The sequence below is a fragment of the Pseudomonas sp. efr-133-TYG-103a genome, from assembly GCF_030209235.1.
In the GTDB taxonomy this organism is placed as follows: domain Bacteria; phylum Pseudomonadota; class Gammaproteobacteria; order Pseudomonadales; family Pseudomonadaceae; genus Aquipseudomonas.
Window position 1 is genome coordinate 18,835 of sequence record NZ_JARVSK010000020.1, and the last position, 23,615, is coordinate 42,449.

Consider the following 23,615-nt stretch of genomic DNA (forward strand, 5'->3'; position numbering starts at 1 on the left):
GGTTTCCTGAAGTGAGCGGCGTTGAAAGCCTCTGCCTGGCGGAAGGTATGACCATCAGAATCAGTTTTTGTCGACGCAAGAGCGCAAAATCTTCTTCGCAGGTTCGGCGATCCAGCGCGCAGCGTGAGGTGCGCGCGTTGCCTGTCTTCGGTGCAAAGGGTGGCTGCCCGGCGCCCGGATCACGGCTGATACGCGCGGGTTGCCTCGCAATATTGCTCTTGCGCCAGTTTGTTTTTCTCGTTTTTGTCCTTCGCCAGTCGTTTGGTCCAGTCGCTGCACATGTCTTTGAAGTAGGGCACCGCTGCGCGGCGGCATTCACGGTATTCGGCGCTGTCTGACATGAAATTCATGCAGACGCTGCTGGTTTCGATGTGGTTGTTGTAGATGCGGTAGCGAGCTTCGTAGCGGTTGCGACCATCGATTTCCCGGATGAAAACGCCTGCGACTTCGTAACGACGGCCTGAGTCGGATTTGGGTTTGGTCGCGCCAGCTTTGTACTGCGCCAGGTATTGCTCCGAGACCATGCCTTTGGCGCGCGGCGCGTTGTAATCAGTGGTTTGCTGCGTGTCACCGAATCGACAATTGATGACGTCGCGGTCAATGACGTTGCCGTCTTTCAGGCAGTTATTCAGCGAGCGTGCGGGTGGGGTTTCCTGCGTTTGCTCCTTGGGCGCGACGTAGACCACCTGCTCGACGGTGCGCACTTGCGGCGCTGGCAACGTCTGCGCTGGCTCGGCGACTATTTCCGCTTTCAGAGGCCCGGCAACAGCCACCGCAGCCGGCCTGGATGTGTGAAACATCTGAAAGATCAGAAAGATGATTGCCACCAGCAATGCCAGACAGATCAGAATACTGCTGAGCGGCCAATTACCTCTGGCAGGTGCGACCTTTCGTTTTGCTGGGTGAGAACCCAGGACGACATCGAAGTGGTCCGGTTTCAGACGCTGCATGACGAGCCCGTCATCTTCGGGCTTTGGCTTGGCTTGCATTGCCTCTCCTTGGCGAGTCGTCTGACGTGGGGCCTGTAACTGGGCCTGCGCGTGCGAACGACTGGTAGTACGGATGTTGATTGCCGCGAGATTAATAGCCGCGATTGTGTTTTGCCAGCACTGCGTATCGAAGTCGTAGCAGGGATGTATCCTGTTCGACATTTCTGTAACGGTTCAGGTGTATTGCGCCCGGGCCCATCGCGCTAAGGTTCATCCCCTTGCGACGGTCAATGGAGTGGCAGCACATGCATCAAACCCTTGAGCAGGTTTTCGGTTATCGGCAGTTTCGTGACGGACAAGAGGCCGCCATCAGCGCGGTTTTAGCCGGGCGTTCGGCGGCAGCGATTTTTCCCACGGGCTCCGGCAAGTCCCTGTGCTATCAATTGCCAGCGCTGTTGCTGCCGCATCTCACACTGGTCGTATCGCCCTTGCTGGCGCTGATTCAGGATCAGTTGGCCTTTCTTCAACGCCACGGCATTGCGGCTGCCAGTATCGATTCGGCGCAGAGTCGGGACGAGGTGGCGGATGTCATGGCTCGTGCACGCTCCGGCGAGTTGAAGATTCTGATGATCTCGGTTGAGCGCCTGAAGAATGAGCGCTTTCGGCATTTCATTGCGCAGGTGCCAATTTCGTTGCTGGTGGTGGATGAGGCGCACTGTATTTCCGAGTGGGGCCACAACTTCCGTCCTGACTATCTGAAACTTCCGGACTACCAGCGCGAGTTCAACATCCCACAAGCACTGCTGCTTACGGCGACAGCGACACCTCATGTTATTGCCGACATGCAAAGCAAATTCGCCATCGCCCCAGACGACGTCGTCACCACCGGCTTCTATCGGCCGAATCTTCATCTGTGGGTCGAGCCGATTGCCGGACGCGACAAGCGCCGGCGGCTGGTTCAGTGGCTCACAGAGCGAGCGGGGCAGCCGAGCATCGTTTATGTAACGCTGCAAAAGACCGCCGAATTCGTGGCCGCGCATCTGGCCGAGAGCGGTGTTCCGGCGCAGGCCTATCACGCCGGTCTGCCGCACGATAAACGCGAGGCGATCCAGCGACAGTTCATGGAAGGACGGCTCAATTGCATCGTTGCGACCATCGCGTTCGGCATGGGCATCGACAAAAGCGACATTCGTAACGTCGTGCATTTCGACCTGCCCAAATCCATCGAGAATTACAGCCAGGAGATTGGCCGGGCAGGGCGTGATGGCGCGGCGTCGCAGTGTCTGGTGCTCGCGAACCGCGACAGCCTCAATGTGCTGGAAAACTTTGTGTACGGCGATACGCCAGAGCGTGAAGGCATCCAGCACGTGCTCGAGGATTTGCAGAGTGCGCGCAACGATGGCCAATGGGAGTTTCTGCTGACGCCCCTATCGGACGCGAGCAACATTCGTCAGTTACCTTTGAAGACGTTGCTCGTGCAGCTTGAGTTGCGCGGCATCATCGCGCCGCGTTACTCATATTTCGCCGAATATCGTTTCAAATACCTGATCGAGCCCCAAGACCTCGTGCAGCGTTTTCAGGCTGAGCGTCAGCAGTTCGTGGCAGCCATTGTCGAAACGTCGAGCCGGGCCCGCACTTGGGCGACGGTTAATTTCGATGCGATGTACCAGCAGCATCAGGCCGAGCGCGGGCGCGTGGTGACCGCGCTGGATTTCTTTCAGGAAAAAGGCTGGATCGAGTTGGAAAGCAAGCAGATGACGGAGGTTTACAGCTTGCTTGCAGCGGATTTCGATGCAGGGGCGTTGAGCGAAGAGCTGCATGATTATTTCGTGCACCACGAAAGCACTGAGATTGCTCGCATACACGCCATGCTTGATCTGTTTGCCAGCGAGGATTGCCTGAGCCATCGGCTGGCACAGTATTTTGGCGATGCCCGAGCGCCGACGCGTTGCGGGCATTGCTCCGTGTGTGCCGGGCATGTCGCACGTCTGCCGGAGCCACCGCCGCTTACGCCTCTGGATCAGCATGACTTTGCTGACGTCTGTGGTGAGTTCGTCGCCAGGCATCTCGAAGCGAGAGGCCATGACCCAAGCGCTGAATGCCTGACGCGATTTCTGTGTGGAATCAGCGTGCCGTTGTTCACACGACTCAAAGCAAGGAACATCGCAGGGTTCGCTGTCCTTGAAGATCATCCCTATGCAGCGGTACGCGACTGGATCAGGTCCAGAATCGAGGCTTGATGATTACAGCCTGTGCTCTGTGCGCCATCCTGCCAGCCACTCCTTGAAGCCGAAGAGGACCACTATGAGTGATACCCCGCAACGCGCCGATTACCGGCACTTTCAGCCAATTACCACGCGCTGGCACGACAACGACATCTACGGCCACGTGAACAACGTCACGTACTACAGCTTTTTCGATAGCGCGGTGAACAGCTATCTCATCGAGCGAGGCGGTCTAGACATTCATGACGGCGAAGTGGTGGGTTTCGTGGTGAGCTCGTCCTGCGACTATTTTGCGTCCATCGCCTATCCCGACAGGATCGAAATAGGTTTGCGCGTGGGCAAGTTGGGCAACAGCTCGGTGCAATACGAGTTGGCCGTCTTCAAAGCCGGGGAAGAGGAGGCGCGGGCAGCGGGACGCTTCGTGCATGTCTTTGTGGATCGTGCTTCGAATCAGCCGGTGCCGATTCCGGCGAGCCTGCGCCTGGCGCTGGAGCAATTGCTGGCCTGAAATGAAAACCGGCCGCGAATTCGGCGGCCGGTTGTGAAGCAGGTGGTGCGACGCGGTCAGCGGTGACGCCAGTCGCGACCATGTTTGCGATGACCATAGGCGTGGCCACGGCCGTGATGGTAATCGCGGCGGTCGCCACGATAGCCACGGCGGCGGTCATCGTCGTGACGGCTTTCATCGCCCATGTAGTTACCCAATGCGCCGCCCGCGCCGCCGCCTGCTGCTGCGCCGATCAAGCTGCCAGTGCTGCCACCGACGCTGCGACCGATAACGTTACCACCTGCAGCGCCAAGACCGCCGCCGATGGCCGCTTCAGTGCGGTTGCGGCGGTTTGCGCCTACTGCGCCACCGGCCGCGCCGCCCAGGCCTGCGCCAATTGCCGAACCTGTGCTGCCACCAATCTGTTGGCCGACAACTGAACCGAGTACCCCACCCAATGCGCCACCCACGCCGGCCGTCACGTTGTCGCCTGCGCAGGCGAAACCGGTGGCCAGGGAGAGAGACAACAACAGAATCGAGGAATACTTCATGTATGAATGCTCGTAGGGAAGACGAGGCGATCCTGCAATCATGAAGAAAATGTCACAATCGAATTCCGACGAATAGCACGACGTGTATACAAAACGCTAAGTTATTGTTTTTATGCGGGAACTTAGTCTATTTATTTCAGTCCTACGCTACTTCACACAGGCCCGAATCATGCGATTTGGGCCTTTTTTGTGGCCGGGTTTTACGGCTGGTGTGTGGATGATCGGGGCAGACCGTCGCTCGCGGGGTGTCTGAAATTTTGGGGTGACAGGTTTTACGACTGCTGCGCAGCCGATCGCGGGCAAGCGACGCTCCTACGCCTTCGGCAGAGTCAAAGGCAATGCTAGCGGGCATCAGACGGATTCTGAAACTGCACGCAATCGCACTGCTGCCGAAGGTGTGGAGCTTGCTCGCGAACTGCCGGGCACCGGCAGCGACGCCGGTGCACGCGGTGGGTGTCTGACGCTCCGAGGGCCGGTCAGATGATCCGGGCCACTTCGCTGTGTCGCTCCAGCTTGATCGCCACGAATTTCGACGTCGGGGTATGGCTGCCGTCGCCAACGCTTTCCAGTGGCACCAGCGGGTTAACCTCGGGGTAATACGCAGCAGCCTGACCCGCCGGAATGTCGAACGGCAAGAGCGTGAAACCCTTGACCCGACGCACCACCTCATCACCCCAGATCGACACGATATCGGCCTTCTGGCCCGGCACGAAGCCCAGACGGATGATGTCGGCCTCGTTGAGGAACATCACGTCGCGTTGACCTTTCACGCCGCGATAGCGGTCATCCAGGCCATAAATCGTCGTGTTGTACTGATCGTGCGAGCGCATCGATTGCATGATCAGGTCAGGCACGATGCCGGTACCCCGAATGCTTTCGTGCAGCAGATCGTTCGGCAGCGCGTTGGGTTTGAAGTTGGCGCGCGCACTAGGCGTGTTCCAGCGACGCGCACCCGCAGCGTTCCCCAGATAGAAGCCGCCCGGATTCTTGATCTTCTCGTTGAAGTCCTGGAACGACGGAATCGTGTCCGCAATCAGGTTGCGAATGCGGCTGTAATCGGCGACCAGCCAGAGCCAGTCAACCGGCTGTTTGCCCAGCGTGGCATTAGCTATGCCCGCCAGAATCGCCGGCTCCGAACGCATGTGCGGCGACAGAGGTTTGAGCTGACCGTTCGAGGCATGAACCATGCTGAACGAGTCCTCGACGGTGACCGCTTGTGGACCCTCGGCCTGAATGTCGATGTCGGTGCGGCCGTAGCACGGCAGAATCAGCGCCTCTTTGCCATGCATCAGATGGCTGCGGTTCAGCTTGGTGCTGATCTGAACGGTCAGGTCGCAGTTACGCAACGCCTCGAACGTGCGCGGGCTGTCCGGCGTCGCTTGAGCGAAGTTGCCGCCCAGACCGATGAAAACCTTGGAGCGGCCTTCGAGCATCGCGTGGATGGCTTCAACGACGTTGTGGCCATTTTCACGAGGGACTTTGAACTCGAAGCGTTTCTCCAGTGCGTCCAGGAAAAACGCTGGCGGACGCTCGTTGATGCCCATCGTGCGGTCGCCCTGCACGTTACTGTGGCCGCGTACCGGGCACAGACCAGCGCCCGGCTTGCCGATGTTGCCGCGCAGCAGCATCAGGTTGGCGACTTCCTGAATCGTCGGTACCGAATGACGATGCTGGGTAATGCCCATCGCCCAGCACATGATCACGTTCTTGCCTTTGACGTACATGCGCGCTGCACGCTCGATGTCGTCCAGCGGCAAGCCCGACTGCTCGACGATGAACTCCCAGGTGGTGTCATCGATAGCGGCCAGATAATCCGAAATACCGTTGGTGTGTTCGTTGAGGAACGCGTGGTCGAAGATCGCCGGCTGATTGTTGGCCTGTGCCTCGCGCTCCCATTGCAGCACGAATTTGGCCATGCCGCGCAGCAGCGCCATGTCGCCGCCCAGCGCCGGGCGGAAGTAAGCGGTGTTGGTCGGTTCGGAGCCGTTGCTGAGCATCTCGATCGGGTGCTGCGGATGCTGGAAACGCTCCAGGCCACGCTCTTTGAGCGGGTTTACGCAGACCACCTGAGCACCACGTTTGACCGCCTCACGCAGCGGCTCGAGCATGCGCGGGTGGTTGGTGCCCGGGTTCTGGCCGAGGACGAAAATGGCATCGGCGTGTTCGAAATCGTCGAATGTCACGGTGCCTTTGCCGACGCCCACGCTTTGCGACAGCGCCACGCCGCTGGCTTCGTGGCACATGTTCGAGCAATCGGGGAAGTTGTTGGTGCCATAAGCGCGCACAAACAGCTGATACAGATACGCCGCTTCGTTGCTGGCCCGGCCCGAGGTATAGAACTCGGCCATGTTCGGGCTCGGCAGATTGTTCAGGTGCTTGGCGATCAACGCGAACGCGTCGTCCCAGGCGATCGGCTTATAGCGGTCGGATTCGGCGTCGTAGGCCATCGGCTCAGTCAGACGGCCCTGATATTCCAGCCAGTAATCGCTTTGCTCAAGCAGGGAGCTGACGCTGTAACGCGCGAAGAAGGACGGGTCGACACGGCGCTTGGTGGCCTCCCAGTTAACCGCCTTGGCGCCGTTTTCGCAGAACTTGACCATGCCGCTTTCCGGCGAGTCGCCCCACGCACAGCCCGGGCAGTCGAAACCGCCGTTCTGGTTGGTCTTGAGCATCATGCGCAGGTTTTTCAGCGCGTTGTCACTGGTCAGCCAGGCTTGGGTCACGCTGATCAGGGCGCCCCATCCACCGGCCGGACCTTTGTAAGGCTTGTAGCGCGGGACTGGGGTCTTGTCGGCTTGTTTGTGCATGCTCACGCTTTGTTCTCCAAGGCAGGGCTGTAAACCCGTGGCGCGCTGTGTTTAGGCAAATGGATCAGATTGAGGTTGTGACGACGTGCCCATTGCAGCGCCAGGCCCGTAGGCGAGGACAGGCTGACAAGGGTCTGAATGCCGGCACGCAAGACTTTTTGAATGAGTTCCAGGCTGCAACGGCTGGTGACCACGGCCAGGCCGCCAGTGGTCGGGATGTTCTGGCGGATCAATGCGCCGATCAGTTTGTCGAGGGCGTTGTGGCGGCCGATGTCTTCACGGCCCAGCAACAGTTGGCCCTGATCGTTCATGAACATGGCCGCATGGACCGCGCCGCAATGCTCGCCCAGCGGCTGAAATTCGCTCATGCGCTCGCGCAGCCCGTCCAGCCACTGGGCCGGAGGCAAAGGCGCGCCGGGCAGCGCGTTGAGTTCGGGAAGCGCCTGTTCCACCGCTTCCACGCCACACAGCCCACAGCCGCTGGTGCCGGCGAGCTGTCGACGCTGGGTTTTCAGGTTCCAGAATGCGCGGCTGGCGATCTCGACTTCTGCTGTCTGCGCAGAGCCGCAGCCGCCGAGCTTGATGTCGTAGATTTCGTCTGCGGACTCGATGATGCCGCTGCCAATGCTGAAGCCGACGATGAAGTCTTCCAGATCAGTCGGCGTCACCAGCATCACCGCCTGACTGATGCCGTTGTAAGCAATAGCCAGCGCCACCTCTTCGGCAAGCACGTTCGGCTCGCAGGTGTCGTGGGCAAGATTGGAGTAACTGTAAGACTGGCTTGCGGCGGGCGCGGGCAGTTGTTTTGCGGGCGCCGTGGTCTCCGTGTGCTTGGCTTGCATCAGGAATTACCGGCAGATTATTCAAGCCCTAAGCCTAGGCCTCCGGTCGGATAACGTCTAATCGCTAGTACTGATGCCGTGATAGATGACGTCGATCAAGAAGGCTCGATCATTTTCTGGTACAGCGCAAAACTGGCTTCGGCGAGTGCAGAGCGGGGCGCCGATCGGCGCATGATCAGGCCCAGGCGGGCCAGCGTCTGAGCCTGTTCGATGGGCTGCAGGCGCAGGTGTTCGGTGAGGGTTTCCAGACCGCCATCCAGCGGCATGATTGCGCAGCAGAATCCGCCATGAACCGCCTGCAGCAATTGATGCACCGCGTCGGTCTGGAGAATGGGCTGCGGATGCAGGCTGCGGCTGTGGAAGTTGTGATCGATCGACTGGCGAAAATGCATGCCGCTGGTGAGCATGCCCAGCGGCAACTCGATGAGGCTTTCCCAGCTCAGCGGTTCTTCGCCGAAACTGAAATAGCGCTGGTCGTACATCAGCCCCATACGTGTTTCCGCCAGCTCCAGCGAGTCGAAGCGCTCGGTGTCGAGACGGTCCAGATAGGAAACGCCCAAGTCCAGACGGTTGCTCGCGAGCTGGTCAAGAATCTGCTCGGAACTGAGCGCCGACAGCTCGAAGCGCATGTTCGGATGAGTGCTGTGCAGGCGTTGCAACAGGGGCAGTGGATCGAAGTTAGACAGCGGCACCACGCCCAATCGCAACGTACCGACCAGGTGACCCCGACAGGCAGCGGCTTCGGCCTGCAAGCCGTCGTAGGCTGCCAGTACCGTGCGCGCCCAGGCCAGCACACGTTCGCCCGGTGCGGTGAACCCTTCGAAGCGCTGACCCCGGTTCACCAGTGGCAAGTCCAGCTCTTCCTCAAGGCTGCGCAGGCGCATGGACAGGGTTGGCTGAGTGATGTGGCACCGTGCCGCGGCCTGCCCGAAGTGACGGGTTTCGTCGAGGGCGATCAGGAATTTCAGCTGTTTGATGTCCATTGTCACTCCGCAAGGCACAGGGCTGGCCCGGCGATTCTAGCGCGGCAGGATGTCGCATGGGGTGTTGATTGCCGCCAGCAGCGTCAGTTGCGCGCGGGCAGCATTACCCCAGCAATGTGCCTTGCCGCGCCCTACAAACCCTGAATCAGCTCGCGATAATCCTCGACTGCGGCGAATTCCTCGGTGTCTTTTGGCCCCTTGCGGCTGTCGGGTTCCCGGACCGCCAGCAGGTGTTTGACGCCGTAGCGTCCCGCGCTGCGCAGGATCGGCAGGGTGTCATCGATGAACAGGCTGCGCGCGGGATCGAAGTTGATATCGGCATGCAGCGCGTCCCAGAACTGCGGGTTCTCCTTGGGGAAACCGTAATCGTGAGAACTGATCAGACGCTCGAACCAGGGCGCGAGTTGCAGACGCTCCATTTTCAGCGAAAGCGAGTCGCGATGGGCGTTAGTGATCATGATCACGCGCTTGCCAGCCTGTTTAATGGCCGCCAGAAAGGTCTCCGCGTCGGGCCGTAATGCGATCAGATGAGCAATCTCGACCTTCAGGTCCTTCACCGACAGCTTGAGTTCCGCACTCCAGAAATCAGTGCAATACCAGTTCAGGGTTCCCGCGTTCTTTTCGAACAGCGGCATGAGTTCCATCTTCGCCAGGCTCAGGCTCACGCCGTGCAACTGCGCATAGCGCTGGGGCAAATGCTCCAGCCAGAAATGGTTATCGAAATGCAGATCCAGCAGCGTTCCGTCCATATCCAGCAAAACGGTGTCGATATCGCGCCATGGCAAAGAAGGCATACAGGTCCTCGGCATTGAAAAAGTCACGGTGGCTTTCCGACGACGACATTCGGAAAACCCACGGTATAGTACCCCGTCTACGCCAAGGAGCCTGTCATGCGCCAGAAACCCACCGTGCTTGCCCGCGAAATCGTCGCCAATAGTCGTCTGTTCCGAGTCGAAGAAGTGCAGTTGCGCTTCTCCAACGGCGTCGAGCGCGTGTATGAGCGTCTGGTCGGCCGTGGCAACGGTTACGGCGCCGTGATGATCGTGGCCATGCTCGATGCAGACCACGCGGTACTGGTCGAAGAATACTGCGGCGGCACCGATGAATACGAGTTGTCGCTGCCCAAGGGGCTGGTCGAGCCAGGCGAAGATGTGCTGGCCGCCGCCAACCGGGAACTCAAGGAAGAGGCAGGATTCGGGGCGCGCACGCTGGAACACTTGACCGAACTGTCGCTCTCGCCCGGTTACATGAGCCAGAAGATCCAGGTGGTGCTGGCGACCGATTTGTATGAAGAGCGTCTGCCTGGCGACGAGCCTGAGCCGATGCGAGTGGACAAGGTCAATCTGCGCGAGTTGTCGAGTCTTGTGCAGCACCCGCAGTTCACCGAAGGGCGGGCTCTGGCGGCGTTGTACCTGGCCCGCGACCTGCTCGCCCAGCGTGGGGATTTCAAGCCATGAGCCGAGCATTCGCCGATCTTCCGCACCCTCTGATGGCCCCCGTCGTCGAGCTTTGTCGTCGCGCGGGCGAAGCGATTCTGCCGTTCTGGCGCGCCGATGTGCACGTCATGGCCAAGGCTGATGATTCACCTGTCACGGCTGCGGATCTGGCGGCCCACGACGTGCTGGCCGCCGGTTTGAAGGCGCTGGCTCCGGACATTCACATTCTGTCTGAAGAAGACGCCGACATCCCGTTGAGCGAGCGCGGGCACTGGCAGCGCTGGTGGCTGGTGGACCCGCTGGATGGCACCAAGGAATTCATTTCCGGCAGCGAAGAATTCACGGTTAACGTCGCGCTGATCGAAAACGGTCGCGTGGTGTTCGGCGTGGTGTCGATGCCGACCACTCAACGCTGCTATGTCGGCGGCGCCGGGCTGGGCGCGTGGCGCAGTGACGATGACACGCACCTTGCGCCCATTCGCGTGCGCGACGTGCCGCCGAAGGGGGAGGCGTTCACGGTGGTCGCCAGCCGTCGTCACTCAAGCCCCGAGCAAGAGCGATTGCTGGCCGGGCTGTCTGCCGCAGTTGGCGAATTGCAACTGACCAACGTCGGCAGCTCGCTGAAGTTCTGCCTCCTGGCCGAAGGCGCTGCCGATTGCTACCCGCGTCTGGCGCCCACGTCGCAGTGGGACACCGCCGCCGCGCAGGGCGTGCTCGAAGGCGCAGGCGGTGTGGTGCTCGATCTGGCGGGAAATACGTTCGACTATCCGGCGCGTGAGTCGCTGCTCAACGGGTATTTTCTGGCGTTGCCGGCAGACGCCGCATGGCGCGAGGCGTTGGTCGAGTTGGCGAAGGGCTGACACTGCGTGTCGCCCAGGCGTAGATCCTGTGGGGAGGAGCTTGTTCGCGAAGCCTGATTTCCACCCGCTGCATCTCTACAACATGCACCGGCCTCTTCCCGGCTAAAGCCGGTCCTACGGACGCCGCAAGCTTTTCGCAGGACGGGGTGCGGCCAGTCCTACGGACGCCGCAAGCTTTTCGTAGGACCGGCTTCAGCCGGGAAGACGTCGGGTGTTACGCCGTTGACCGAAGGCACGTTAAAGACAGTTGGTTCACGCCCAGAAGTGTTCGCAGCACAGTCAGCGATGCAACACATACTGGCCGACAAACTCCACCGCCGACTCATCCGAGTCCTGCGCCACGATGCGGGTGTTCAGAGACAGCCGCGCGCGCCCTCGGCGCTGATACATCTTCACGAACCTGTCCCACGTCGCATCGTCCGGCGCGTCGCAGATCGCCACGCCATCGCGCTTGACCGGGAGGGGATAACTGATCTGTCCCTCCTGAATCACGATATGGCCGTCGTCGATGCCGGCTTCCTTCAGACGCAGATACAGCCAGCCCCAGCCCGCCAGCACGGCGCCGCAATACAGGCTGCCGCCGAACAGCGTGCTCTTGTGGTTGATGTTCTGTGCCAGCGGCAGATGCAGGCGCAACTGATGGTTTTGCCAGCCGATCACCTGCATGCCCATGTCGCGGGTCAGGGGAATGTCCCGGTGCAGAACCTCCTGCAGCTCGCGGGCTTTCGAATCTGGATCAATCGTTGTCATCGGAACCGCCACCACTGAACGTCAGGCCATGTTTACGCAACTTGTCGTGCAGGGTCTTGCGTGGCACGCCCAGCGCTTCGGCCAGGCTGCGAACGGAGCTGTGCGGGCGGGTCAGTTCGGCGGCGATCAGGGCGCGTTCAAACGCCTCGACCTGCTCGCTCAGCCCGCCGCCGGACGAAGGCAGGTCATCCTGTGGAGCGCCTTCAAGCTCAAGCTCGAGTCCCAAGGCAAAGCGCTCGGCGGCATTTTGCAGCTCGCGCACGTTGCCCGGCCAGCTGTGTCGCAGCAGCATCGCCCTGTGCCCCGGCTGCAGTTCGTGGCGCGGCAACCCGTGGCGCAGGCTGGCGCCATCGGCGAAATGCTGGAACAGCACCAGCGCATCTTCGCCCCGTTCGCGCAACGGCGGAATACGCAGCGGTGCGACGTTGAGCCGGTAGTACAAGTCCGGCCGGAATCTGCCCTGATCAGCGGCTTGCCGAAGGTCTTCCTTGGTCGCCGCAATGACCCGGATGTCCAGCGGGATCAGCTGATTGCCACCGAGCCGCTCGACCACCCGCTCCTGCAACAGACGCAGCAGCTTGACCTGCACGTCCATGCTCATGCTCTCGATTTCGTCGAGGAACAGCGTGCCGCCGTTGGCGAATTCGAATTTGCCGATGCGGCGCTTTTGCGCGCCCGTGAACGCGCCGGGTTCGTGACCGAACAACTCGCTTTCAACCACCGACTCGGCCAGCGCTCCGGCGTTGATCGCCACGAACGGGCCATTCCGGCGGTTGGACAGATCATGCAATGCGCGCGCGACGACTTCTTTGCCGGCGCCGGTTTCGCCCAGAATCAACACATCGGCCTTGGTGGCCGCGAGTGCGCCGATCTGATCGCGCAATCGCTGGATCGACGTGCTGAGGCCGACGAGCCGTGTGCTCAGTTGCTGGCGGTCGCTGAGTTCCAGACGCAGGCTGCGGTTGTCCAGCACCAGACGGCGCAACGCCAGGGCACGCCGCACGCTGTCGAGCAGGGCGTCGCTGGCGAAGGGTTTTTCAAGGAAGTCGTACGCGCCGGCGCGCATCGCCTGCACCGCAAGCGGCACATCGCCGTGTCCGGTGATCAGCAACACCGGAAGCTCAGGGTCTTGCGCGTGCAACTGGTTCAGCAGTTCAAGGCCATCGATGCCGGGCATGCGAATGTCGCTGACGATCACGCCTGGCCAGTCGCGTTCGATGCGGGCCTGCACACCTTTGGCGTCGCTCAGCGGCAGAATTTTCAGGCCGGCCAGATCCAGGGTCTGGCTCAGTGCCTGGCGCAAGTGCGGGTCGTCGTCGATCAGCACAACCTGTATGCGGCTGTCGATGGCGGTGTCCGTGGTCATGCAGATAGATCCTCCGGCGGTTGAAGGTTGACTCCCGAGGCACCGGTGCGCATACGCAATGTCAGCAGCGCGCCGCCTTCGGGATGATTGGCGAACAGCAACTCGCCGCCCAGTGCGCGCATCAGCGTATCGCAGATCGCAAGCCCGAGCCCCAACCCCTGTGTGCGGGTCTTGGTGGTGAAAAACGGTTCGCGGGCATGTTCCAGCGCTTCCCTGGAAAAGCCCGGACCGTTGTCCCGAATGTACAGGCTGACGCCCTCGGCATTGTGCTCTGCACTTATCCACAGTTTGCGCGGCGGGCCTTTTTCGGTCAGTGCATCCAGCGCGTTCGCGAGCAGATTGCCCAGCACCTGGCGCAAGCGCGTCTCGCCTGCCTGAACCCACAACGTGGCGTCGGGCAGGTCACGGATCAGCTCCACTTCCATTGCCCGGCGACGCTTGGCAAGCAGCGCCAGTGCATCGTCCAGCGCCGGTTGCAGCGCCACGCTTTCAGGGGCATGACGATCCCGCCGTGCGAATGCGCGCAAATGAGCAATGATCGAGGCCATGCGCCCGGTCAGTTCGCTGATCAGTTTCAGGTTGCCCCGGGCGTCGTCAGTGCGTTGATGATCGAGCAGCACTTCGGCGTTCTCTGCGTAGCTGCGGATCGCCGCCAATGGCTGATTGAGTTCGTGACTGATGCTGGCCGACATTGTCCCCAGCGCCGACAACTTGCCTGCCTGAACCAGCTCGTCCTGAGCGCGGAAAAGCTCTTGTTGCGCCTGCTCGCGCTCCAGCACTTCCTGACGCAGGCGTCGGTTGAGCCCTTCCAGATCGCTGGTACGCTCGATTACCCGCGCTTCCAGCTCACGCCGTGCCCGCGCCTCGAAGTCGATCCGGTCCAGATAATGTCGGCGCCGCTGCATCATGATGCCCAGCAGCAGCATCAACACCAGCAGCGTCGCGCCGCCAACGGCGACAACCGTGCGCACAGGCCGTGACACCAGCACCTTGGGCGCGAGAATGTTCACGCTCCAGCCGGTTTCATCAATCTGCTGGGTTTGCGTCAGCCAACCGTTCTCGTCCAGTTGCAGCGGCCGGGGATCCCGGGTCGGGTAGGGCTGAATGGCGATGATCGCTTGCTTTTCTTCTTCGCTGAGCGGCCGCGTGGCCCTGAAGCGCCAGCTGGGGTTGGAGGTCAGAATCACGACACCGTTGTGGTCGGTGACCAGCAGTTGTTCAGGGGTCTTGCCCCACAGCGTTTCAGTCAGATCCAGATCGACCTTGACCACGAGCACGCCGATCACGGTGTTGCCTTCGCGCACGGCGGCGGCGAAGAAGTAACCGCGTTTGGCCGATGTGGTTCCCAGGCCAAAGAAACGGCCGAGATTGCCTGCCATCGCGTTGCTGAAGTAGGGGCGAAACGCGAAGTTGCGGCCGACGAAACTGTCGCGTTTGTCCCAGTTCGACGCGGCAAGGGTGTCACCGTTCGGCGCCATCAGGTAGATCACTTCGGCACCGGTCTGGCGCGCGGTATTCATCAACAGCTGGTTGGCGCTGTCCTGTGTGTGTTTGTCCTGAGGGTTGGCGAGCATGGCGCGCAGGCCGGGGAGGTCGCCCAGAATTTGCGGCAGGACTTCGTAGCGGTGCAGGGTGCCGAGCAGGTTGGCAACGTACAGGTCGAGTGTCTGGCGATTCTGGCTCAACAGTTCGTTGCGATAGTAATGCTCGGCCAGACGTTCGAGCGGCCACAGCAGCGGCGCCAGGCACAGCGCAAGCAGGGCGAGGCTGCGCCATCGGGGGCGGCGTGGTAGAGAGGAAGTGCTGGTCATTGAATCGCCCGAGTGGTCCGTTGCGATGCCTGGTTTATGCCGGTCAGGTTATGGTGCCTGAACCGACCTCTTCGTGAGCAAGCTCACTCCCACATTGAATGCCGTTCGCTTTGGAGCAAACTTTGCCAAAAAGGAATGGTGTTTGCTGTGGAGCAATTCAGTCCATCAGGAAATGGCATCCGGGGGAATGGCTCAATTCTGCAGGGGAACGTATTCCTTGTGGGAGTGAGCTTGCTCACGAAGGCGGCCGTTCAGGCGCTGCAGTGTGCTCGGCCCGGCTGCCGTGGCATCGGTTGGCGCCATTATGCCTAGCGCTGCTGCGCTAAGCACTCCAGCATTGCATCGTGCCAGTCTGGTTGGCTCACGCCCCATTCACGCTGCAGGCGACTGCAATCCAGGCGCGAATTGAGCGGGCGAACGGCGGGGGTCGGGTAGGCGCTGGAAGGGATGGGCTCAAGGACCGCGCATGGCTTGCCGTCTTTGACCAGTTGCTCGCCAATGGCTTGAGCGAAGCCGAACCACGAAGTCTCGCCACTGGCCGTCAGGTGATACACGCCCCAGGCGCCGGGCCTGCCATCGCGCCAGCGCGCGATCAACTGCCGCGTGCTCTGGGCGATGGTGCCTGCCCACGTCGGCGCGCCGATCTGGTCAGCAACGATGGTGAGCTTCTCGCGCTCCTGCAGCAGACGCTGCATGGTCAGCAGAAAGTTGCGTCCTGTCAGCGAATAGACCCAACTGGTGCGCAGAATGAGTGACTGACCGCCCGCTGCCGTGATCGCCCGCTCGCCCGCCAGCTTGCTCTTGCCGTACACCCCGAGAGGGTTTGGCGCGTCATGCTCGTTCCACGTTCCCTCTTTGCTGCCATCGAATACATAGTCGGTGGAGTAGTGAATGAACGGGATCCCCAGCGCTGCGGCTTCTTGAGCAAAAACGCCCGGCGACGTCGCATTGATCGCGAAAGCCTGATCCGGTTCGCTCTCGGCCTGATCCACCGCCGTGTGCGCGGCAGCGTTGATGATCAGATCCGGTTGAATGCGGCGGACCACCTCGCTGATAGACTCGGGCCGGCTCAGGTCCAGTTGCTCGCGACCCAACACGATCAACTCGCCCAGATCCTTCAGGCTCTGCTGCAACGCCTGCGAGACCTGCCCGTGCTGTCCGCTGATCAATATCCGCAGCGATGCACTCATTCGAAGACGTCCGCGTCTTTGAGGGTTTTCCCGACCTGATCCTTGGCCGACAGCTTGGGCGGCTCCGTCAGGCCCCACTCGATGGCCAGTTCTTCATCGTCCCAGCGAATGCAGCGCTCAGCCGACGGGGTGTAGTAGTCAGTGGTCTTGTACAGGAATTCGGCGTAATCGCTCAGCACCAGAAACCCGTGGGCGAATCCTGGCGGAATCCACAGCTGCCGGGCGTTCTCGGCAGACAGCTCAAGCCCGAACCATTTACCGAAATGGCTCGAGCCGCGACGGATATCCACAGCGATGTCGAGCACCTTGCCCGCCGTGACCCGCACCAGTTTGCCCTGCGGGTTTTCGATCTGATAATGCAGGCCGCGCAACACGCCTTTCTGCGAGCGTGAATGGTTGTCCTGCACAAATTGCGCGTCGACCCCGGTTACCTCGGCGAAGGCCTTGGCGTTGAAGCTCTCGTAGAAGAAGCCACGCTCATCGCCGAACACCTTGGGTTCGATGATGAGGACTTCTGGCAACTCAGTCTCGATGACGTTCACTGACTTTCCCCTGCGACTTTGAACAGGTACTGACCGTAGCCGGTCTTGCCGAAATAGTCAGCCCGTTTGAGCAGGTGTGCGCGGTCGATCCAATCATTCTGGAACGCGATCTCTTCAAGACATGCGACCTTCAGGCCTTGCCGGTGCTCGATGGTCTGCACGTATTGCGACGCATCGAGAAGGCTGTCGTGAGTCCCGGTATCGAGCCAGGCGAAGCCGCGGCCAAAGCGCTCTACGCGCAGATCGCCGCGCTTGAGGTAGGCGTTGTTGACGTCAGTGATCTCAAGCTCGCCGCGGGGCGATGGCTTGACGTTCTTGGCGATCCGGATCACTTCGTTATCGTAGAAATACAGCCCGGTGACGGCGTAGCTGGACTTCGGCGCCTTGGGTTTTTCCTCGATGGACAATGCGTGCCCGTCCTTGTCGAAGTCGATTACGCCAAAGCGTTCCGGGTCTTTGACCCAATAGCCGAACACAGTGGCCCCGGCTTTCTGCTCAGCTGCGCGCTTGAGTTGGTCGCTGAAGTGCTGACCGTGGAAGATGTTGTCACCCAGAATCAGGCAGACCGAATCATCACCGATGAATTCTTCGCCGATCAGAAACGCCTGCGCCAGTCCGTCAGGTTTGGGCTGCTCGGCATAATGGAAGTGCACGCCGAACTGGCTGCCGTCGCCCAATAGCGCTTTGTATTGGGGAAGGTCCAGCGGCGTCGAGATAATCAGGATTTCTTTGATGCCCGCAAGCATCAACACCGAGATCGGGTAATAGATCATCGGTTTGTCGTAGATAGGCAGCAGTTGTTTGGAGACCCCGAGGGTGATGGGGTGCAAACGGGTGCCGGAGCCACCAGCCAGTACAATTCCTTTAGTCATGCGATCAGATCCTTCACGTTGGTGCCCAAGCGTTCACCTTGATAGCTGCCGTCCTGCACGTTGCGGCACCATTCCAGGTTGTCCAGATACCACTGCACGGTTTTGCGCAGCCCGGATTCGAAGGTCTCTTCCGGCTTCCAGCCCAGCTCGCGCTCGATCTTGCTGGCGTCGATGGCGTAGCGCATGTCATGGCCCGGTCGATCAGTCACGTAAGTGATCAGGTCGGCATAGTGTTCGACGCCTTTGCGTTGATCAGGCGCCAACTCTTCGAGCAGCGCGCAGATCCCGCGCACGACATCAATGTTCTTCTGCTCGTTGTGGCCACCGATGTTGTAGGTCTCACCGACCTTGCCCTCGGTGACGACCTTGAGCAATGCGCGGGCGTGATCCTCGACGAACAGCCAGTCCCGCACTTGCAGGCCGTTGCCGTACACCGGCAGCGGTTTACCGGCCAGGGCATTGAGGATCACCAGCGGGATGAGTTTTTCGGGAAAGTGGAACGGGCCGTAATTGTTGGAGCAGTTGGTGACCACGACCGGCAAGCCGTAGGTGCGCTGCCAGGCCCGGACCAAGTGGTCCGAAGCAGCCTTGCTGGCCGAATACGGCGAGCTTGGCGCATAAGGTGTCGTCTCGGTGAACAGGTCGTCGACCCCGTGCAGGTCGCCATACACTTCATCGGTCGAGATGTGATGGAAGCGAAAGGCCGCGCGTTCGGCTTCAGGCAAGGTCTGCCAGTAGCCACGGGTCGCTTCGAGCAGGCTGTACGTGCCGACGATGTTGGTCTGAATGAATTCTGACGGTCCATCGATCGAGCGGTCGACATGCGATTCGGCCGCCAGGTGCATGATCGCATCGGGTTTGAAGCGCGCCAGCACTTTGCTGACGCCGGCCTGATCGACGATGTCCTGCTGAACGAACTCATAACGAGTGTTGGTTGCGATGCTCTGCAGCGATTCGAGGTTGCCTGCGTACGTCAGTTTGTCGAAGTTCAGTACGTCATAGTCGGTGTTGTTGATCAAATGGCGGATCAGCGCAGAACCGATAAAACCGGCGCCACCGGTGACAAGTATTCGCATAGCTAAACCTTCTTCCCTGGATGGACGTCAAGATACGAAGCATAGCTTGTGGGCGGGCGGTGCCTACGCGCAAGGCGCAAAGCGCCCATCGGCCATGAAATTAATTGATTGCCAAGCCCTGAAAGCGTCATTAAACCGCCGCGACTGTTTCACGGGCTTAACGGCTACGCTATCTATCGATCAGTTCTGGTTTTTCTTTATGACACCTCGCGGTGGGGTTGCCTAAAAGCCGTGCAACTGGCGATATTGCCTGCTTCCTCTCGTTTACAGGGCTTTCGCTCATGCCGCTCGCCACCTTGATTCGTCGATCCAGTCTTCCGTGCCCGGAAATCAGCGCTGCGCAGGCTGCCGGATTGCTGGCGACGTATTACGGGCTGTCGGGATCGTTGAAAGAGCTGGGCAGTCATCAGGATCGTAATTTCCTGCTCGATTGCGGTGACGGGCGGCGTTTCGTGCTGAAAATCTGCCATGGCGATTACTCGACGGCAGAACTGCAAGCCCAGCACGCAGCGCTGGCGCACCTGAACAATCGGCCTGACATGCGAGTCCCGATGGTGCAGCGCACACTGGATGGTCAGGACCTGCTGTCCATCGAAGTCGACGGCAATGCGGTGCACGCCCGGCTGCTGGAATTCATCGACGGCCGGCCCCTTGCTCATGTCTCGCACCTGAGCCCTCACGTTGCCACCCGGTTGGCCGAACTGTGCGCCAGCGCCGACAGGGCGCTGGCCGACTTTGAACATCCGGGGCTTGCGCGCATTCTGCAATGGGACCCGCGCCACGCCAGTGCGCTGATCAAGCATCTGCTGCCGGTCATCGACAGCGCCGAGAAGCGCGCTTGCATCGCTGAAGCAGCCGAGCAAGCGCACGCCCATCTGTTGCCGTTGATCAGCGCGCTGCCGGTGCAGGCCATCCACATGGACATCACCGAATACAACGTAGTCTGGGAGCGCGACGCTCATCATCAGTGGCAACTGAAGGGGCTGATCGACTTCGGCGATCTGGTCAGCACCTGGCGCATCGCCGACCTGTCGGTGACCTGCGCGGCGTTGCTGCACCATGCCGAGGGCGACCCGCTTTATATAGTGCCGACCGTCAAGGCGTATCACGCGATCAATCCGCTTGGCAGCGAAGAACTGCAAGCGTTGTGGCCACTGATCGTGGCGCGTGCGGCCGTGCTGGTGCTCAGCAGCGAGCAACAGGCGAGTATCGAGCCGGACAACGCCTACATTCAGGCCAACCTTGCCAGCGAATGGAACATCTTTGATGTGGCGACTTCGGTGCCGGTGGCTTTGATGCAAGCGGCGATTCTCGACGCCGTGGGCGAACGTGCGGAAGAGGACGTCGTCGAGACGTTTTCTCCGTTGTTGCCAAGTCTGAGCGATCAGCCTTTCACAATGATCGATCTGGGTGTGCTCAGCGAACATTTCGAGGCGGGCAACTGGGAGCAGTCCGGAATCGACGAGCGGTTACTCAAAGAAGCCGCGCAGCGCCATGGCCTGACAGCGAGCCGCTACGGCGAATATCGGCTGTCGCGAACCCTGCCGGACAGCGCGAAAGAGCCGGAGACATTCGCCCTGCATGTGGAATTGCAGATTCCCCATGGCACCGCCGTGCACGCGCCGTTCGCCGGCTCACTGCGCCACACCGCAGATGGTGCGCTGCTGCTGAAGGGCGCTGAGTCGAGCCTGCGTCTCTGGGGCGTGCGTTCGGACTTCGATTCGGGCGTCGAATTCGGGGCCGGCGACGTCGTCGGTCAGGGCGGCGGTCCGCTGATCGTGCAGCGGTGTTCGCTCCCGGATCTGAGCCCGCCGTTGTTCACAACACCATCGCGGGCGGCCGCGTGGCGCACGCTGTGCCCGTCACCCAGGCGCTTGCTGGGCTTTGACTGCGACGCACCGGCGCTGGAAAACCCGGAAGAGTTGCTGGCGCGTCGGGATGCCAGCTTTGCCCGCTCGCAAAAGCATTATTACCAGGCGCCACCGCAGATCGAGCGGGGTTGGCGCAATCATCTGATCGACATGCACGGCCGCTCCTATCTGGACATGCTCAACAATGTCGCGGTGCTCGGTCACGGTCATCCGCGCATGGCGCAGGTCGCGGCGCGGCAGTGGTCATTGCTCAACACCAACTCGCGTTTTCACTACGCGGCCATCGCTGAGTTCTCCGAGCGGCTGCTGAAGCTCGCGCCTGAGGGCATGGACCGGGTATTTCTCGTCAACAGCGGCACCGAAGCGAACGATCTGGCCATCAGGCTGGCGTGGGCTTACAGCGGCGGGCGCGATGTGCTGAGCGTGCTGGAGGCCTACCACGGCTGGTCCGTGGCGACCGATGCGATCTCTACTTCCATCGCTGATAACCCGCAAGCCCTGAGTACGCGCCCGGACTGGGTTCATCCGGTGGTAGCGCCCAACACCTGGCGTGGCGAATTCCGAGGCGCCGACAGCACACCGTTTTATCTGAAGAGTGTCGAGGCGCACCTGAGCCGGCTGGCCGAGCAGGGACGCCAGGTTGCCGGATTCATCTGCGAGCCGGTGTATGGCAATGCCGGCGGGATTTCGCTGCCGCCCGGGTATCTGCAGCAGGTCTATCAGAAGGTGCACGAGCAGGGCGGCGTGTGCATCGCCGACGAGGTGCAAGTCGGCTATGGCCGTCTGGGCCACTATTTCTGGGGCTTTGAGGAACAGGGCGTGGTGCCGGACATCATCACCATGGCCAAGGGAATGGGCAACGGCCACCCGCTGGGCGCTGTCATCACGCGTCGCGAGATTGCCGAGGCGCTGGAGGCTGAGGGATATTTCTTCTCGTCTTCGGGGGGAAGCCCGGTCAGTTGCCGGATCGGCATGGCTGTACTGGATGTCATGGAAGAGGAGCAGCTTTGGGAGAACGCGCGGTCGGTGGGCGATTACTTCAAGGAGCGGCTGATGGCGCTCATTGATAAACATCCACTGGTCGGCACTGCCCATGGTTCCGGCTTCTATCTGGGACTTGAGCTGGTGCGTGATCGCCAGACCCTGGAGCCTGCCACCGAAGAAACCACGTACCTGTGCGATCGGTTGCGCCAGCTGGGGATATTCATGCAGCCGACTGGCGATTACCTGAACATCCTGAAGATCAAGCCGCCGATGGTGACCACCCGTCGCAGCGTGGATTTCTTCGTGGATAACGTGTCGAAGGTGCTGAGCGAGCTCGAAGGCTGAGTGTCCCCGATGCGTCAGCTGACAGATTATTATCCGCCAGATTTGACAACCTGCAGCCCTAAAGGCAGGAAATGGCTTTTTTATTCGATTTTTATCGTCTATAAGGTGCGTTCTCTGCCGCTAAGCTTCGACGAATAGATGGAGTCCTGAATACCGTGACCACTCTCAACAGCACACCCCGCGTCGATGGCTTCTACATGCCAGCCGAATGGGCCCCGCAAACCCAGACCTGGATGGTCTGGCCCGAGCGTCCGGACAACTGGCGTCTGGGCGGCAAACCGGTGCAGAGCGCCCATGTCGCGGTGGCCAAGGCGATCGCCCGTTTCGAGCCTGTGACTGTCGCGGTGTCCGCGGCTCAGTACGACAACGCCCGGGCGCGTCTGGACGTGCCGAACATTCGTGTCGTCGAGATCAGCAACGACGACGCATGGGTGCGCGATACCGGCCCGACCTTTGTCATCAATGACAGCGGCGAAGTACGGGGCGTGGATTGGGATTTCAACGCGTGGGGTGGTTTCGACGGCGGCCTGTATTCGCCCTGGAACCTGGACTCCGCGCTGGCAAGCAAGGTACTGGAAATCGAACGCTGCCCTCGTTATGCCACCAAAGGTTTCGTGCTTGAAGGCGGCTCGATTCATGTCGACGGCGAAGGCACGCTGATCACCACCGAGGAATGCCTGCTCAACCGCAATCGCAACCCGCACCTGAATCGTGAAGAGATCGAAACGGTGCTGCGCGATCATCTGTCGGTCGAGAAGATCATCTGGCTGCCGGACGGTCTGTACAACGACGAAACAGACGGCCACGTGGATAACTTCTGCTGTTACGTGCGGCCCGGCGAAGTCCTGCTGGCCTGGACGGATGACCCGAAAGACCCGAACTTCCCGCGTTGCCAGGCGGCAATGGGTGTTCTGGAAAACGCCCGTGACGCAAAGGGCCGGCCTTTCATCGTGCACAAAATGCCGATTCCCGGTCCCTTGTTCGCCACGCAAGAAGAGTGCGATGGCGTTGATCAGGTGCACGGCAGCCAGGAGCGCAACCCTTCGGTGCGTCTTGCCGGATCGTATGTGAACTTCCTGATCGTCAACGGCGGGATCATTGCCCCAAGCTTCGACGATCCACTGGACGAAACGGCCCGTCAGATCCTTCAGAAATTGTTCCCGGAGCATGAGGTCGTGATGGTGCCGGGCCGCGAGCTGTTGCTGGGCGGTGGCAACATTCACTGCTTGACCCAGCAACAGCCGGCGCCACATCGCCACTGAGTTGGTTCACTTCTTGCTGTCATGAAGCCCATCGAACGATGGGCTTTTTTGTGGGTAGCGTTTTCTCGAGTGCCCCGCGAAACAGCGCCATCGGGTTACCTGATCAGTTACCCGGTTCGTTCGTCTGTAACAAAAGCGCCGTAGATTTCGCGGTCCAAGACGCAAGAGGTTATCCCTATGAACGCAGGTCATGAGTCGCGAGTGACTCGAGGTTTGTCTGCGAGCAGTGAAGCACGGCAGATGATGGCGGACTGGTTACGGATAACCCAGGCTCCCCGTTTACAGGAGCAGGCACAGACACCCGATTACCGGGACATGTTGGTCAAACGCTACCCACGCGGCCTGATCAACGATGCAGAACTTGAGGCACTGCTGGGCATTCTTCACGGCTGAAACGTGCGCCTTTCACCTGTCGGGAAGGGCGTA

20 protein-coding genes are annotated in these 23,615 nt (G+C 60.7%); 7 read left to right on the forward strand and 13 right to left on the reverse strand.

From position 1 onward, the window contains the following. Positions 1-179 precede the first annotated feature (179 nt). Positions 180-989, reverse strand: a complete 810-nt coding sequence (locus tag QRN36_RS17660; protein ID WP_285425236.1) for a hypothetical protein — start codon at positions 987-989, stop codon at positions 180-182. Positions 990-1,234: 245 nt separating this feature from the next. Between QRN36_RS17660 and QRN36_RS17665 the strand changes: the two genes are divergently transcribed. Next, the gene (locus tag QRN36_RS17665; RefSeq protein ID WP_285425237.1) at positions 1,235-3,169 is read left to right on the forward strand and encodes an ATP-dependent DNA helicase RecQ; all 1,935 of its coding nucleotides are present in this window, start codon (positions 1,235-1,237) and stop codon (positions 3,167-3,169) included. Between the two features lie 64 nt (positions 3,170-3,233). After that, a complete protein-coding gene (locus tag QRN36_RS17670) occupies positions 3,234-3,662 on the forward strand; it encodes a thioesterase family protein (protein ID WP_093465867.1) in 429 nt (142 codons plus the stop codon). 56 nt (positions 3,663-3,718) lie between these two features. Here the strand turns inward: QRN36_RS17670 and QRN36_RS17675 are convergent, their stop codons facing one another. From QRN36_RS17675 to yrfG, 5 genes are all read right to left on the reverse strand, one after another. Next, positions 3,719-4,192: a YMGG-like glycine zipper-containing protein gene (locus QRN36_RS17675; RefSeq protein WP_285425238.1), complete on the reverse strand. Its 474-nt coding sequence runs from the start codon at positions 4,190-4,192 to the stop codon at positions 3,719-3,721. Between the two features lie 476 nt (positions 4,193-4,668). After that, on the reverse strand, positions 4,669-6,999 hold the full coding sequence (locus QRN36_RS17680) for an FdhF/YdeP family oxidoreductase (protein WP_285425317.1): 2,331 nt from the start codon (positions 6,997-6,999) through the stop codon (positions 4,669-4,671). A 2-nt stretch (positions 7,000-7,001) separates the two neighbouring features. Continuing rightward, a complete protein-coding gene (gene fdhD, locus QRN36_RS17685) occupies positions 7,002-7,841 on the reverse strand; it encodes a formate dehydrogenase accessory sulfurtransferase FdhD (protein ID WP_285425239.1) in 840 nt (279 codons plus the stop codon). A 95-nt stretch (positions 7,842-7,936) separates the two neighbouring features. Further along, a complete protein-coding gene (locus QRN36_RS17690) occupies positions 7,937-8,824 on the reverse strand; it encodes a LysR family transcriptional regulator (protein ID WP_285425240.1) in 888 nt (295 codons plus the stop codon). Between the two features lie 131 nt (positions 8,825-8,955). After that, complete coding sequence (yrfG, locus tag QRN36_RS17695; protein ID WP_285425241.1) at positions 8,956-9,618, reverse strand: GMP/IMP nucleotidase; 663 nt, start codon at positions 9,616-9,618, stop codon at positions 8,956-8,958. Between the two features lie 96 nt (positions 9,619-9,714). On the opposite strand from yrfG, the gene nudE reads away from it, so the two are divergent. Both nudE and cysQ read left to right on the forward strand, forming a co-directional pair. Next, positions 9,715-10,281, forward strand: a complete 567-nt coding sequence (gene nudE / locus QRN36_RS17700) for an ADP compounds hydrolase NudE (RefSeq protein WP_285425242.1) — start codon at positions 9,715-9,717, stop codon at positions 10,279-10,281. Then, on the forward strand, positions 10,278-11,120 hold the full coding sequence (gene cysQ, locus QRN36_RS17705; RefSeq protein ID WP_285425243.1) for a 3'(2'),5'-bisphosphate nucleotidase CysQ: 843 nt from the start codon (positions 10,278-10,280) through the stop codon (positions 11,118-11,120). Before nudE ends, cysQ begins: the two co-directional genes overlap by 4 nt. Positions 11,121-11,399: 279 nt before the next feature. Here the strand turns inward: cysQ and QRN36_RS17710 are convergent, their stop codons facing one another. From QRN36_RS17710 to rfbB, 7 genes are all read right to left on the reverse strand, one after another. After that, the gene (locus QRN36_RS17710; RefSeq protein WP_285425244.1) at positions 11,400-11,870 is read right to left on the reverse strand and encodes a thioesterase domain-containing protein; all 471 of its coding nucleotides are present in this window, start codon (positions 11,868-11,870) and stop codon (positions 11,400-11,402) included. Then, complete coding sequence (locus tag QRN36_RS17715; RefSeq protein ID WP_285425245.1) at positions 11,857-13,236, reverse strand: sigma-54 dependent transcriptional regulator; 1,380 nt, start codon at positions 13,234-13,236, stop codon at positions 11,857-11,859. Before QRN36_RS17715 ends, QRN36_RS17710 begins: the two co-directional genes overlap by 14 nt. Further along, positions 13,233-15,047: an ATP-binding protein gene (locus QRN36_RS17720; RefSeq protein WP_285425246.1), complete on the reverse strand. Its 1,815-nt coding sequence runs from the start codon at positions 15,045-15,047 to the stop codon at positions 13,233-13,235. The genes QRN36_RS17715 and QRN36_RS17720 overlap by 4 nt, the downstream gene beginning before the upstream one ends. A 308-nt stretch (positions 15,048-15,355) precedes the next feature. Further along, positions 15,356-16,237, reverse strand: coding sequence for a dTDP-4-dehydrorhamnose reductase (gene rfbD, locus QRN36_RS17725; RefSeq protein ID WP_285425247.1), 882 nt, complete (start codon positions 16,235-16,237; stop codon positions 15,356-15,358). Further along, on the reverse strand, positions 16,234-16,779 hold the full coding sequence (gene rfbC, locus QRN36_RS17730) for a dTDP-4-dehydrorhamnose 3,5-epimerase (protein WP_285425248.1): 546 nt from the start codon (positions 16,777-16,779) through the stop codon (positions 16,234-16,236). The genes rfbD and rfbC overlap by 4 nt, the downstream gene beginning before the upstream one ends. Then, complete coding sequence (gene rfbA / locus QRN36_RS17735; RefSeq protein WP_093465840.1) at positions 16,776-17,651, reverse strand: glucose-1-phosphate thymidylyltransferase RfbA; 876 nt, start codon at positions 17,649-17,651, stop codon at positions 16,776-16,778. Before rfbA ends, rfbC begins: the two co-directional genes overlap by 4 nt. Beyond that, positions 17,648-18,727, reverse strand: coding sequence for a dTDP-glucose 4,6-dehydratase (rfbB, locus tag QRN36_RS17740; protein WP_285425249.1), 1,080 nt, complete (start codon positions 18,725-18,727; stop codon positions 17,648-17,650). Before rfbB ends, rfbA begins: the two co-directional genes overlap by 4 nt. A gap of 281 nt (positions 18,728-19,008) precedes the next feature. Between rfbB and QRN36_RS17745 the strand changes: the two genes are divergently transcribed. From QRN36_RS17745 to QRN36_RS17755, 3 genes are all read left to right on the forward strand, one after another. Continuing rightward, positions 19,009-21,927 carry an aminotransferase gene (locus QRN36_RS17745; RefSeq protein ID WP_285425250.1) on the forward strand — a complete coding sequence of 973 codons (2,919 nt, stop codon included), beginning with the start codon at positions 19,009-19,011 and terminating at the stop codon, positions 21,925-21,927. A gap of 155 nt (positions 21,928-22,082) precedes the next feature. Further along, positions 22,083-23,189: an agmatine deiminase gene (gene aguA, locus QRN36_RS17750; RefSeq protein WP_285425251.1), complete on the forward strand. Its 1,107-nt coding sequence runs from the start codon at positions 22,083-22,085 to the stop codon at positions 23,187-23,189. Positions 23,190-23,390: 201 nt separating this feature from the next. Beyond that, the gene (locus QRN36_RS17755; protein WP_342653945.1) at positions 23,391-23,582 is read left to right on the forward strand and encodes a hypothetical protein; all 192 of its coding nucleotides are present in this window, start codon (positions 23,391-23,393) and stop codon (positions 23,580-23,582) included. The last annotated feature ends 33 nt before the right edge of the window (positions 23,583-23,615 follow it).